Source organism: Agarivorans sp. D1326, assembly GCF_056958115.1.
Window position 1 is genome coordinate 184,719 of the sequence record NZ_JBTWEN010000005.1, and the last position, 13,441, is coordinate 198,159.

The following is a 13,441-nucleotide window of genomic DNA, read 5'->3' on the forward strand; positions in this document are numbered from 1 at the left end:
ACTAAAAGTAATGAATCAAATTACAAAGCTATTACCGCAAACATAACATGCTGTTTTTTAAAAGCTTTAATTCACTCATGCAAGCGATTTCATTAACATGTTTGATATTTAATCATCAAAAACCTTGAATAAAGTAAGCATATAAATTCACAACGCATTTACTAAAAATCACAGTATTCTAGAGGGTATATTTCGCAACTTTCATAGTGTGAAAGAATTTTCATAAGCCCAAAACAAAATCAAGAAACAAAAAAGCAGAACTAATAGTTCTGCTTTATCAAAGACTTAAAAATCTCTATTTAATCTTTAGCGTTAAGTTTTTCTTCCATTTCCGCGACCTTTTGCTCCAATGCAGTTAGTTTTTCACGAGTACGTAATAACACCTGAGTCTGCACATCAAAGTCTTCGCGATTAACCACATCAAGTTGACTCAACTTTGCTTGAATCACTTGTTTTACTTTACGCTCAAACTCATCGCCGGCATTTTTCAATCCTGGCGGCACCATATCGCTAACTTGCTTAGCAATCTCTTCAATTTTGGCCGGGTTAATCATGGTTATCTCCTTTATTTGGCCTCATTGTATAGAAGCTGTTTTATCGGCTCAAGCTAGCAAGCTGACTATTAGTTCTGTTTAGCCAGCACTGCATCTATAGCAAATATATCATCGAGTACGCCTTGCTCTCGCAGGCGACTAAGCGCTGTTTGCAAACGCTTAGCTTGCTCCATTTGATTAGACGCCCGTGACCAGTACAAATTGCCGTAACGAGTAGCAAGATGATACACAGGAGTAATACGTTCTGGCTCAACGTAGAGCTCTTGCAAAGAATGATTGATCGAGTAATTGGTGGCTACCATTACGTCTATACGCTCCAGTAATAACATCTGAATACCTTGCGCAGTATCATTAAAGCTTACTCGTTCAATATTGGGATTATCGTCAATATCAGGGCCATAAGCGGCGCCGCGAATCACCCCCACCCTTTTGCCATTTAGCTGTTTAATGTTATTTATTGGCTGCTCTCCAGCATTGGCAATAGCAACCACTTTCACTGTAACCACTTGACCTAAATCCACGGCAATTTGTTCAGCCTTAGGGCTAGCAAACATTACCGCAAAGTCGGCGGTGCCAGATTTAATTTCTTTAATTACTCTTGGGTAGGGCCGCATAACATTATTAAAGGGAAGCTCAGCTTCGCTGGCAAGCGCTCGCGTAAACTGAACTAACAGGCCCTGTTCATGTAGGTCAGTGCTTTTGTAGCCCCAAGGCTTTACTAAGCTGGTCGAAAACTTGGCAGGTGCAAGATCTGTGGCCAGCACATTCCAATTCACTAACAGTAGTAAGCAACACAGTAGCCGCATCCAACCCCTTATATAGCTATATCGCCTGTTATTGGCTAAGTTTAGCAAACTGCGCTCCCAACACGGTTTGCAACACACTGGCTTTAAGTTGCAAAGACAATCCTCGCTTACCAGCACTTACCACTACTTCAGCAAATTGCTCGGCACTACTATCAATAAACGTAGGCAGTCGCTTTTTTTGACCAAAGGGGCTAATGCCTCCTTTAACGTAACCCGTGGTTCGCTCGGCAATTGGCACTTCTGCCATGCGCATCTTCTTAATGCTAGCTGCTTTCGCCAGCGCCTTTAGATCAAGTTGGCCGCTTACCGGAACTATCGCCACCACCATGTTTTTGGGGTTGCTGTCATCACAGGCTACTAAGGTTTTAAATACCAGCTCTTCGGCTAAACCCAACTTTTCGGCGCTGGCTTGGCCAAAATTGGCTTGCTGCGGGTCACTCTTGTATTCCAGCAACTGAAAATCTTGTTTAGCTTTTTTAAGTTGTTGTACTGCGGGAGTCATCGCTACTACCTTAGTTTCGTGCGGCTATTTGCCAAAATCGCTGCATCAGCGGCTCGTGCAACCTTCTTGATAACATACAGATCCCCAAATCAAAAGGTTCAAGCTCTACCCCTACTGCAATACTTTGAATACGCTCGCGAACTGGGCTGTTATCTACCACTACCTCTGGTGCAATACCCACTCCACTGCCCAAGGCCACCATGCTCACAATCGCTTCATGACCAGCAACCTTGGCATACACATTAGGCGTTATACGCATTGCCTTAAACCAATGATCAATACGTGCTCGTGCTGGGCCATGCTCCGGTAAAATAAAGGGGACTTGATCCCAAGGAATAGGGTTACGCTCTAACAACTTACGCACATTGCACGACACGGTAGGGCCAATAATCGATAAAGGAATTTTACTAATACTAGCAAAGGCCATGTTTAAGGGTAATTGCTCGGGTCGCGCCGCAATAGCAATATCGACCTCGCCATTGGCTACCTTATCTACCGCCATAGCAACATCACCCGTGGCCAACTTAATGTCGGCATTTGGGCAAGATAAGCGGTACTTATCTAGAATATCTGGCAAGTGGCTATAACTGGCAGTAACCGAACAATATAAGGTGAGTTCACCAGCCAACTCGCTAGATTGCAAAGATAAATCCATTTGCAACATACGCCATTGCTCTAACCAATTTTCGGCAAAGCTACGAAAACGCTGCCCCGCTTGCGTGAGATGCACACTACGCTTATCACGAGTAAACAAGGCACTGCCTAACTCATCCTCAAGCCGCTGGATCACTCGGCTTAAAGTTGACGCACTCACATGCATAGACTGGCTAGTTTTAGCAAAGTGCAAGCTGTGGCTTAAATGCAAAAACAGCTCTACGCTTCGAACATCCACGGCATACTCCTTAACTAACTCATAAAATCACTATTTCACTTTCTGCAATACAATATCCCAAAATCATCATTTTACGCAATGCACCTTTCGGTTTATATTGAGCCCATCACGAGACAGGTATAAAGAAACGCGCTCATAAAAGAAGTGCATCGGGATCTCGTAAACACAACAACACCATCATCATTTGATTAACGCTATTTTTACGGAGTCGAACATGGCTAATTATTTCAACACCCTAAGCCTACGCCAAAAGCTAGAGCAATTAGGTAAATGTCGTTTTATGGATCGCAGCGAATTTGCTGATGGTTGTAACTTTATTAAAGACTGGAACATCGTAGTTGTTGGTTGTGGCGCGCAAGGCCTAAACCAAGGTCTAAACATGCGTGATTCTGGCCTAAACATTTCTTACGCTTTACGCGATGCTGCTATTAAAGAGAAGCGTGCTTCTTTTGTTCAAGCTACCGATAACGGTTTTAAAGTAGGTACTTACGAAGAGCTTATCCCACAAGCGGATATGGTTCTTAACCTTACTCCAGACAAGCAGCACAGCAACGTTGTTGAAACTGTAATGCCACTTATGAAGCAAGGTTCTACCCTAGCTTACTCACACGGCTTCAACATTGTTGAAGAAGGTATGCAAGTACGTGAAGACATTACCGTAGTAATGGTTGCACCTAAGTGTCCAGGTACTGAAGTACGTGAAGAATACAAACGTGGTTTTGGTGTTCCAACCCTAATCGCTGTTCACCCAGAAAACGACCCTCAAGGTAACGGCCTTGCGATTGCTAAAGCTTACGCTTCTGCAACCGGTGGCGACCGCGCAGGTGTACTAGAGTCTTCTTTCGTAGCTGAAGTTAAATCTGACCTTATGGGTGAGCAAACCATCCTTTGTGGTGTGCTACAAACTGGCGCTATCTTGGGTTACGACAAAATGGTTGCCGAAGGTATTGAGCCAGGTTACGCCGCTAAACTTATCCAGTTTGGTTGGGAAACAGTAACCGAAGCCCTTAAGCACGGTGGCATCACCAACATGGTAGACCGCCTATCTAACCCAGCTAAAATCAAGTGTTTCGACCTAGCCGACGAACTTAAAGATCTAATGCGCCCATTGTTTGAAAAGCACATGGACGACATCATTGAAGGTGAGTTCTCATCAACCATGATGAAAGACTGGGCCAACGACGACGTTAACTTGCTTAAGTGGCGTGAAGAAACTGGCGAAAGCGGTTTTGAAAACGCACCAGTATCTGACGTAGAAATCACTGAACAAGAATTCTTCGACAAAGGCATCATCTTAGTTGCCCTAGTTAAAGCCGGTGTTGAACTAGCATTCGAAACGATGGTTGCTGCTGGCATCATCGAAGAAAGTGCTTACTATGAGTCACTACACGAGACTCCGCTAATTGCTAACACCATTGCTCGTAAGCGTTTATACGAAATGAACGTAGTAATCTCTGATACTGCAGAATACGGTTGTTACCTATTCTCTCACGCTGCTGTGCCACTATTGCGCGACACCGTGAACAACATCAGCCTAGAGTACATCGGTAAAGGTTTTGAAGAGCAAAGCAACGGCGTTGATAACGCTCGTCTAATCGAAGTAAACGAAGCACTACGTAATCACCCTGTAGAAGTTGTAGGTAAGAAACTACGCGGCTACATGACTGACATGAAGAAAATCGCCGTTGGTGGTTAATCTTCTCCCTTTTGGCTAATGACGATTAGCTAATGGTGGATATAAAAGCCCTGAGCAATGCTCAGGGCTTTTTTGTTTTATATTAATTGGCATTAGCTAAAAGCTTTGGCGTTCAGCGCCATTCAGCCTATCTGCAGCCAAGGCGAAACCCGCACGACCAATACGCCACGATGTGTAACCTGAGTTGCAATCTAAAAGCAGAGCTTTCGCCTGCGGCGACGTCATTAAGCTTTGAGCGAGTGAAGCTCAACGAAGCAAAAAGAAAACTCGCCCTGCATTATCTTCTTCCTGCGTTGCTCGCGGCTAAGTGCGTTGAAAAATAACAACGCGGATCAATCCCCATCATCTTCGCCGAGTAGCGCAGTCAATCAGCGATAAAGCCGAGCATTGATTGAGCGAAGCGAGTTGCGCAGGCGCGCTGATTGATGAGCAACGCAGGATGCGAGAAGATGCGGGGTGGCCTTTCTTTTGTGTACTTTTCTTTGGCCACGCAAAGAAAAGTACATCGCCGTCCAGGCGAAACCAGCACGACCAACACACTCTTATGTGCAATTAGGGTAACAATTGAAAAGCAGAGCTTTCGCCTGCGGCGACGTCATTTTTCTTTGACGAGCAAAGAAAAACGAAGCAAAAAGAAAACTCGCCCTGCATTATCTTCTCCCTCCGTTGCTCGTATCCAAGTGCGTCGAAAAACTCGCTACGCTCAAACAGGTTTCGACTTATTCACTTGGACACTTGCGCTACTCAGCGATAATGAAGGATCTCTACCTTAGAAACCGAAAACCAAACAGAACACAAACCACCAAAGTAACACTTTGTTTTTAAATACTTTTACAATAACACGCGTTTTTGAAAACCATAAACTGTAGTGAGATAATATCACTACAGTTTGACCTAAAGAGCGCACGTAAATTGCAAATAGAAAAATGCTTGAATACTGCTACTGCTATATTTTTCCTTATAGGAACATTATGGTATTTGTTTGGTTGTTGGAGCAGTTCAACTACACCAAAATTGGAATCATTGATCATCAATTCTTTTAGTGCTGGCTTAGTGCCCGTAGCGGCAATTCTTATCGTTGCTGGATTTTACCCCGAGGTCATCCGTAACCTTAGTGGGTTGAACATATACTTCACTCTCGCCGGGGTATGCCTATTATACATAGTAATGGGACCGCCCCTTTAAACAAGCCGAACAATTCCCTTCATCTTCGCCGAGTAGCGTAAATAAACAAGGGAATAGAGTTGAAGTCTGTTTGAGCGCAGCGAGTTACTTCAACGCCCTTGTGAATGAGCAACGCAGGAGTTAAGAAGATGCGGGGCAGCCTTTCTTTTGCAACGTAAGCTTCGGTTGATCAAAGCTTATGACGTCGCCGTCAAGGCGAAATCAAGGCTAACAACCTGCCAAATAACTAACTAAGACTTATGAATTACCAACATCACCGTTCCCCATAAGCCAGTTAGCCAACTAAGGGCAAAGGTTAGCAACATAACTACCCTAACTATTACGGCAGTACATTAATCCGCTCTCGCCCATTAGACAAATTCTCCACCACTACTTTCGCGCCAATTGGCTGGCGTTTAGTTTTGGTTTCCAAAATGAACTTTTCACCGTCGTCCATTTGAACAACATATTGATAATGCAACTCTTCAGTTTTTGATACTTGGTGCCCAGCAGCGCCACCAGCTACCGCGCCAGCAACAGTGGCCACAGTTTTACCGCGCCCGCCGCCAACTTGGTTGCCTAACAAACCTCCAATGGCTGCACCACCAACTGTCGCTAAACCGCTAGATTTAGTTTTAGAAACCGTTTGTTCACTAATCACTTCCCCGTAAGAGGTGCGCAATACGGTAATCGGCTCAGAGGCACAACCTGCAAGAACAAAGCTACAAAAAAGCGATAAGATTAAGTTTTTCATGGTGTTAAGAGTCTCGTTTTTTTGCCGATTATACCCAAGCCAAAAACCAAGAAAGGCAAACAATAATCATATTTAGCTCACCTAAGCTCAAAACAATAGCAGGCTAGTTTTTACGGCAAAAAAGCCTAGTGATTTAGCCACTTTTTTCCGCTGCAGCAAAGGCAAGTTCTATTTGGCTGCACGGTGATTACCTAGCCATTATAAGTGCGCGTTTTGTGACTAAAACCTAGTTGACCCTAACTCAGTAATCACTGTCACAAATTCTGTATGACACATAGAAATTATGGGTTTATTGGTTATACCTAAAGTAAGGCTATTTAATAGCGAGACACCATTAGTGCGATTATTATCCAAACGGAAAACAATTCATCTACGCATTGCTTTGGTGTTTGTTCTCTTTAGTTTGTTAATAACATTTTTCTCATCGTTGGTTGGCTGGCATTACCAAAAACTAGCCATCTCATCACTGCTGGACGAGCGCGAGCAACTGGAAGATTTGCACACCAGAGAAGCCATAGAAGACATTATCTCTAGCTTTGAAAATACCTTAATCGCTATAAGCTCAAGTGATGCCTTGGACGCGGTATTAACCGCTAACCAAGCAACCACGCTTCCCCGCCTTAAACTGCGCCAGCTATTCATAGCCTTAGCCAAGGCGCGACCAGAGCTATTGCAACTGCGTTATATCGACCAGCTTGGTCATGAGCAAGTAAGAGTTAATCATTCCCCGCAAAGTCGCGACTTTCAACTGGTGCTAGATGATCAATTACAAGACAAATCTCAGCGCTATTACTTTCAAGAAACTAAGGCGCTGCTGGAAGGCGAGATTTGGCACTCTCATGTAGACCTAAATTTCGAAAACGGTGAACTACAGCGCCCTCTTCAACCAACTATGCGTGTAGCCACACCGGTTTACGTAAACCAGATGTTTCGCGGCATCATCATCTTGAATATTGACGCCGGCCCACTCATCGAAGCCTTAAAATATTCGTCGGTTTTTTTGGTTAGCCTAATCGACGCTCAAGGTGAGCTTTTAAGTCATCCCGACCCTAGCAAATCTTGGAGCGCTTATTTTCCCGAGCGAGGAGCATTAAGCGAAGTATACCCAGAGCTAATTGGCGAACTAAGCCCAGCCTTAATGGCTGCTAAACACAACTATCGTATGGACTTAGAAGACAGCTTTAACAACCAACAAGGTTTGTGGGTACTTAAACAACCTAAACAACATGCGCTTGAAGAACTCTATAAAAATAGCCGTTATGCGGTGTTAACCAGTACGTTGATTATATTGGTGATAGCTTTACCTTTAGCTTGGCTGGTCTCCATCTACCCGACTAATTTGCAAACCAAGCTGGTTGACACTCTGCATGCGCTGCGTGCTAGCCGCAAACTGTTAGACCAACACATTATGTCTAGTACCACAAACTCTAAAGGAGTTATCACCGAGTTTAGTAGCGCCGCAGCCAAAGCCTTTGAAGTAGATAGAAAATCGATGATTGGAAAAACTCACGCGGCAATTCGCCACCCTAGTACTTCAACCAAAGTACATAGAGATCTTTGGGACACTATATTAGCTGGCAAACCTTGGCAGGGAGAGCTAAAAAACCAAACCAGTTCAGGAAAAACCCTTTGGATAGATACCGTGATAACACCAAGAAAAGATAGCCACGGTGAGATTTACGCCTTTACTCAAATCTCTCACGACATTACTTTGCACAAAGCCATGGAAGCCTTAAGCAGCACCGATAGCCTTACCGAGACTCACAACAGAAGAAAGCTCGATCAACTGTTAGAGCAACAAGCTCAACGCTATAAGCGAGCAGATGAAGAATTTGCCATAATCATCATCGATATAGACCACTTCAAACAAATCAATGACATTTATGGCCACCAAGCTGGTGACAATGTGTTGATAGATGTTGCCGCGAGCCTAAAAGAAACAGTTCGGCAAATAGATGAAGTTGGCCGCTGGGGAGGCGAGGAGTTTTTGGTTGTCTGCCCACTTACCGATCTTGAAGGCGCATACAAATTGGCAGAAAAACTACGCGCCGCTATCGCAACCAAATTGTTTTTACCTGATAAGCAAATCACTGCCAGTTTTGGCGTGGCTCAATACCTCTGTGACGAAGCCACCAACCACTTAGTGCATCGAGCAGATTTAGCCTTATATGAAGCTAAAAGCCAAGGACGAAATAGAGTGACGACCGCTCCACAAGAGCTTGCTGAACAAGTTCAAAACAACCGATAAACCTGCTAGTTTAGTAACGCAGGATATTGATCGGTATACAGCCAATCATTATCACGACGTGGAGCATGACAAGCTTGGCATTGAGCGCGACTTTCGCTCACGTTTACCGTTGGTGTCGCGTCAAACATCGCCCACCCCCAACCTTCACCCCAATGAGGGTTATTAGCAAAACGGCCTTGCGTATCTTTTATCATGACAAAAAATACATCGTTAGCTTGCTGGTGATATACCAAACCAGTGGTTAAACGCTCACTACTGACTAACTTCACGTCTTTCACAAATAAGGTGCCATCGGGCCATTTCCCGGTACTGTTATATGCTTCGACAGCCGCTGCTTGAGTATAAATACCATTCAAATTTTGCACACGCATGGATTCACTCATTACCGCCGTTGTACCTAAATGAACCAGGTTACGCTGAAAATCAGCTGGAAAAGCAATCTCACCCTGCGTACCAACTAACTCAGCGTATACCTGATTTAATGCATAACTATTGGCATTAGCCATTCCGCTAAAACTAATACTCAAACCCAACAGCCCACTTACTATATATTTAAACATGCTTATTCCTCGGCAGTGACCAACACCACAACGCTTAACGATGGCGCTACTATTCCACACCTACTAAAGAAGCTGTAATTATCAGCTTTAAGTTTTACTTACAGGACTGAATTAAGCAGCCCCAAAACAACGGGGCCAGATAAAACCCTCACCAGCGCATTCGTACCAAAGTACGAGAAGAATGATTAGTTAATGATGATTTAACCAGCAAGCCTGTTAGCCATTGCTATATTCAACGTGCTCGCAGCAGTATTAATGGCGAGTTCATCTCAAAAACAATCCAAGGAAGGCAATATGAAAAATAAATCACTAAAAGTGATAGCTGGTTGGGTTTTGCTCTCGGTTTTCAGCTTCGCAGCGCAAGCCGCCGAAGAAGTAAGACTAAAGCATGCTCACTTCACCCCATACTTCGAAAATGGCTTTGATAGCGCCGAATTAGAGGGCGCAATTGAGGTAAAAAACATTGGCCCCAATAAACAGGTTTGGCTGCATTACCAATCATCCAACGGAGAGTGGTTAGATCACCCGGCCTTTTATGTGGGAGCAAGCCATAGCGGCTACGAAAATTTTGCATTTAGGCTGCCACTCGCCGGATCGGTTGCCGCTACCCAATTTGCCATTAGGTATCAGGTGAATGGGCAAACCTATTGGGACAACAACCAGCAACAGAACTACCAATTTAACGACTACCTGCAAACAAACCTCAGCCATCAAGCAATAGCACTTGATGACGCCTACCGAGCCAGTAGCTTAATCTCTGTTACAGCGCGCGCAAAATCACATAGCGAGCAAGATAAAGTGACCATGGTTTACTCTGACAACAACTGGAAAACCAGTTACCGCCGAGCGCTAAGCTTAAGTCACATTGTGGCCGACGAACATGGCCTTAGCGGAGTATGGAGTGGCCAACAGTACATCGAATACTACCGACATCTTGAGTTTTATTTAGAGTATAACGATGGACAAGATATCCATATTGATAACTACTACGGCAAAAATTATCGACTGTTTGATACCGGAGAACAAATTGGCCAAGGCCTGCTGTTACAGCGTTACCCACAGGTATATTTTCGTGGTCAACCAAGCGGCTGGAATTCGATTCCGATGACCTTAATCGACGACTACACATGGTCTATAGTGGTGTATTTTGATGGTACCACCGACTTTAAGTTTGACGTCTACGATGACTGGTCACGTAACTTTGGAGACAACAATAACGATGGTATTGTCGACTTAAACGGCGCTAACCTAAAGGTAAACAGTGCAGGCTCAACCAGAATCACCTTTAATAGCCTCACCGGCGCTTACCAAGCAACATTGCTGTATTAATACATCGTAAACACAAAAAAGCCTCGCTCTAGGGCGAGGCTCTATCATCACTAATTTGTCTAGCTGCTAATTATTTAGCGCTTAACTCAAACCAGTTAATGTTAAACAAATAGCCTGATGAACCTTTAAAGTTAAAGCGTAAGGTTTGCGCACCGGCTTCTAAATTAAGGGTATTTTCTAGGGTAACCCAGTTTTGCCAGCCACCTGTTCCTTTTACTTTTACCGTGGCTTTTTCGGCGTTGTTAGCCAGCACAACAAAGCGCCCGCCATTAGTATCACTGGCTACTCGCGCAGAAAACGTGTATTCGCCAGCAGCTGGAACATCGATGGCGTATTCCACCCAGTCACCATTTTCAATATAACCAACATTGTTTCCGCCATCAGCATCGGCCGTAGGTTCTGTTTGTACCCCTTGCTGTTGGCTAAAGTTTTCAGCTTTTACTTTAATCGCCGCATTAGCCGCTGTGCTTAGGCTAGCCATGGCAACTAGGGCCGATGTCAGCAGTAGATTTTTAATATGCTTAGGTAATACGCTCATTGATTTGCTCCCTCATTATCTCTATCAAATTATGTTCTACGACCAAATATCGATAAGGCTTGATACTGCGCTAAGCGGATGTTCAAAATTCGGCCTAAGGCCAAAACTACTCGAATTTATTTCATCAGTTAAATTTATTTAGCAGAGATTATGTGAACGCTCACACTAGTGGGTAATTTAGTTAACGCTTATAAAAAAACAGAACAGCATAACGGGATCAAAAAAGCCCCAAGTAAACTTGAGGCTTTCAATCAGGTTTAAGCGAGAGAAACTTAGATGCGACTACGACGACGCGACACAATGACTAAAGCTAAGCCTAAAATAAATAGCATAAAGCTTGAGCTTTCGCTTACCACTGCGGGTACTTGCGGTGGAGTCCAATCAAAACCATGGCTATGAAACTCTCTACCACCTGTATAGCTCTTGGCTGCTACACTTCCGTCAAATACAGCGCCACCAGTAATATCAGCATCTAAGGCTAGCACCGAACCTACAGTTGCTAAGTTATTGAAGTTGATTGATTCCGCTTCATAGAAGTTCCACAAAATATTCTCTGCGCCAAGGTTGCCTAAACCCGCATCAATGGCAAAGCCGCTCCCGGTAAGGTTTACCCCACCAGCAATATCTACAATGCTACCAGATACGTTAATGATCACTGTTTCAGCTAAACCGGCATCTAAAGACAAAGAATTGTTTTGGGCGAAGATACTAGAAAAATCAACATCAAACACCGCCACGCTATCGCTACCGGCATAGGACAAATGACTACCACTTAATACTGCGTTACTGGTTAGGCCAGCGAAGTAAGCAGAGTCTGCTCTTAGCTCCGCTTCTACGGCAGCAAAAGTAGCCTGCATATCCAGTTGATTCTTAGCGCTGATGCTTTGAACTGCTGAGCCGCCACCGTTAAGGTTAACATTGCCATTTACATTGTAGCTGCCGCCATAACTTAAGCTGCCAGCATTAAGGTTAATATTGGTAGCGTTAACGTCACCAACAACAGTCACGGTGTCTTTATTAATAACCGTGGTTTCTCGGGTTGCAAAAGTAGGCGAATGACCAGTAGCATTTAGATTGCCGCCAAGAAGAGTGCGACCTTCTACTTCTCCACCTTGGTAGTTGTAATCACCGGTAAGAATTAAGTTGTAGTCACTTAATACGCTGGCTTGAGAAGCAACAGACAAGGCCAATGAAAAGGTCACAAGCGTAAATCGACTTAACTTTGCAAAATACATAAAACATTTCCTACTACTACGGCAACGACCGAAAACTGATAACTATTTGACCAAGTTTATATTTTTCAAATACTTATAAATACAAACTATTAAAACTGACAGCTTAAAAGCAGGAATTAGGCCAACTAAGTAAAAGCTTTAATTTTCATAGCTTTATTCATCTGTATATATTATTAAACAATACAATAAGAGTTTAGTTGTAAAAAAATTCGACAAGATTAAAAATACAGTCTAGCGAACAACGATACTCCGCTGGAAACCTTGCTTAAAGCTAGGCGAGAACTACGCTTAATATACGCTTTAGCTTTTTTACTCAGCTGTGTTTATTACCAATAGAGAGTTACCATTATTTATTTGTTCCGTACCCTTCTCTGTTTAAGCCTACTGGTAGTCAGTAACCAGAGCGCTGCTGAAAGCATCACTATAGCCAGCGGTGAGCATCCACCCTTCACCTCTCAATACCGCGATGATGAAGGTTTAATAAATGCCATTGTTAAAGCCTCGTTTGCTGCCGTAGAAACAGAGGTGAGTTTTCGTTACTTGCCCTGGCAACGAGCATTAAACTCCAGCCGAGTAGGTAGTTATGTAGCCACTTCTTATTGGGCGATTAAATCTGAGCGTCAAGAGCATTTCTTTCACTCCGAGCCACTTTGGTACGGCGGAAGCGTATTAGTTAGCTTAAATTCAACCGGGGAGTTCACCAGCCTAGCCAGTTTGAAAGGCAAAGTCGTAGGCGCCGTGCGAGGTTACACCTATACCGAAGATTTTTGGCTAAATGGTGACAAAGGCCTATATGAAATCGAAGAGGTGAATTCAGACTTACAAAACCTAAAAAAGCTGTTTGCCAAACGCATCGATGCATTTTTAATTGATAGAGTCGCCGCAACTACCCTTATAAACCGTTACTTAAGTCCTCAACAACAGGCAGTTTTGTGTATATCTAATAATGATGTAATGAGCAGTAGCGTGCATTTGCTCATATCGCGTAAAACAGAAGGCGCCGCTAAGCTGCTTGAATCATTTAATCGTGGTTTAGCAATAATTGTTAACAACGGCCAATACCAACAAATAGCCGATCGTTACCCAATGATCACCCATGGCTTCTTAAAATAGTCCTTTCTCTGTCAGCTGTCGCTAATGAGCAACAGCTTAAACCCTCATTC

At 43.7% G+C, this 13,441-nt stretch carries 13 protein-coding genes; 5 read left to right on the forward strand and 8 right to left on the reverse strand.

Going from position 1 to position 13,441, the window contains the following annotated elements:
• Positions 1-299: 299 nt before the first annotated feature.
• The 4 genes from ubiK to ilvY form a co-directional block, all read right to left on the reverse strand.
• Positions 300-554, reverse strand: coding sequence for a ubiquinone biosynthesis accessory factor UbiK (ubiK, locus tag ACYFDN_RS11685; RefSeq protein WP_016401923.1), 255 nt, complete (start codon positions 552-554; stop codon positions 300-302).
• Between the two features lie 68 nt (positions 555-622).
• Positions 623-1,360: a substrate-binding periplasmic protein gene (locus ACYFDN_RS11690; RefSeq protein ID WP_483511233.1), complete on the reverse strand. Its 738-nt coding sequence runs from the start codon at positions 1,358-1,360 to the stop codon at positions 623-625.
• A gap of 28 nt (positions 1,361-1,388) precedes the next feature.
• Positions 1,389-1,862 (reverse strand): Cys-tRNA(Pro) deacylase, encoded by a 474-nt coding sequence (ybaK, locus tag ACYFDN_RS11695; RefSeq protein WP_016401925.1) that lies wholly within the window; start codon positions 1,860-1,862, stop codon positions 1,389-1,391.
• 10 nt (positions 1,863-1,872) lie between these two features.
• On the reverse strand, positions 1,873-2,754 hold the full coding sequence (gene ilvY / locus ACYFDN_RS11700) for an HTH-type transcriptional activator IlvY (RefSeq protein ID WP_220720040.1): 882 nt from the start codon (positions 2,752-2,754) through the stop codon (positions 1,873-1,875).
• Between the two features lie 214 nt (positions 2,755-2,968).
• On the opposite strand from ilvY, the gene ilvC reads away from it, so the two are divergent.
• Together ilvC and ACYFDN_RS11710 are read left to right on the forward strand one after the other, a co-directional pair.
• Positions 2,969-4,450, forward strand: a complete 1,482-nt coding sequence (gene ilvC, locus ACYFDN_RS11705; RefSeq protein ID WP_016401927.1) for a ketol-acid reductoisomerase — start codon at positions 2,969-2,971, stop codon at positions 4,448-4,450.
• A gap of 425 nt (positions 4,451-4,875) precedes the next feature.
• Complete coding sequence (locus ACYFDN_RS11710) at positions 4,876-5,223, forward strand: hypothetical protein (protein ID WP_483511234.1); 348 nt, start codon at positions 4,876-4,878, stop codon at positions 5,221-5,223.
• 731 nt (positions 5,224-5,954) lie between these two features.
• On the opposite strand, the gene ACYFDN_RS11715 is transcribed toward ACYFDN_RS11710, so the two are convergent.
• Positions 5,955-6,368: a glycine zipper 2TM domain-containing protein gene (locus tag ACYFDN_RS11715; protein WP_483511236.1), complete on the reverse strand. Its 414-nt coding sequence runs from the start codon at positions 6,366-6,368 to the stop codon at positions 5,955-5,957.
• Between the two features lie 337 nt (positions 6,369-6,705).
• Between ACYFDN_RS11715 and ACYFDN_RS11720 the strand changes: the two genes are divergently transcribed.
• A complete protein-coding gene (locus tag ACYFDN_RS11720) occupies positions 6,706-8,616 on the forward strand; it encodes a sensor domain-containing diguanylate cyclase (RefSeq protein ID WP_483511238.1) in 1,911 nt (636 codons plus the stop codon).
• 5 nt (positions 8,617-8,621) lie between these two features.
• On the opposite strand, the gene ACYFDN_RS11725 is transcribed toward ACYFDN_RS11720, so the two are convergent.
• Positions 8,622-9,176 (reverse strand): cytochrome P460 family protein, encoded by a 555-nt coding sequence (locus ACYFDN_RS11725; RefSeq protein WP_338622433.1) that lies wholly within the window; start codon positions 9,174-9,176, stop codon positions 8,622-8,624.
• A 294-nt stretch (positions 9,177-9,470) separates the two neighbouring features.
• Between ACYFDN_RS11725 and ACYFDN_RS11730 the strand changes: the two genes are divergently transcribed.
• Positions 9,471-10,505 carry a hypothetical protein gene (locus ACYFDN_RS11730; RefSeq protein WP_483511240.1) on the forward strand — a complete coding sequence of 345 codons (1,035 nt, stop codon included), beginning with the start codon at positions 9,471-9,473 and terminating at the stop codon, positions 10,503-10,505.
• 70 nt (positions 10,506-10,575) lie between these two features.
• Here ACYFDN_RS11730 and ACYFDN_RS11735 read toward each other — a convergent pair whose 3' ends face one another.
• Together ACYFDN_RS11735 and ACYFDN_RS11740 are read right to left on the reverse strand one after the other, a co-directional pair.
• Positions 10,576-11,043, reverse strand: coding sequence for a carbohydrate-binding protein (locus ACYFDN_RS11735; RefSeq protein WP_016401933.1), 468 nt, complete (start codon positions 11,041-11,043; stop codon positions 10,576-10,578).
• Positions 11,044-11,315: 272 nt separating this feature from the next.
• The gene (locus ACYFDN_RS11740) at positions 11,316-12,278 is read right to left on the reverse strand and encodes a choice-of-anchor A family protein (RefSeq protein WP_483511241.1); all 963 of its coding nucleotides are present in this window, start codon (positions 12,276-12,278) and stop codon (positions 11,316-11,318) included.
• Between the two features lie 354 nt (positions 12,279-12,632).
• Between ACYFDN_RS11740 and ACYFDN_RS11745 the strand changes: the two genes are divergently transcribed.
• A complete protein-coding gene (locus ACYFDN_RS11745) occupies positions 12,633-13,391 on the forward strand; it encodes a substrate-binding periplasmic protein (protein WP_483511242.1) in 759 nt (252 codons plus the stop codon).
• Positions 13,392-13,441: the final 50 nt, after the last annotated feature.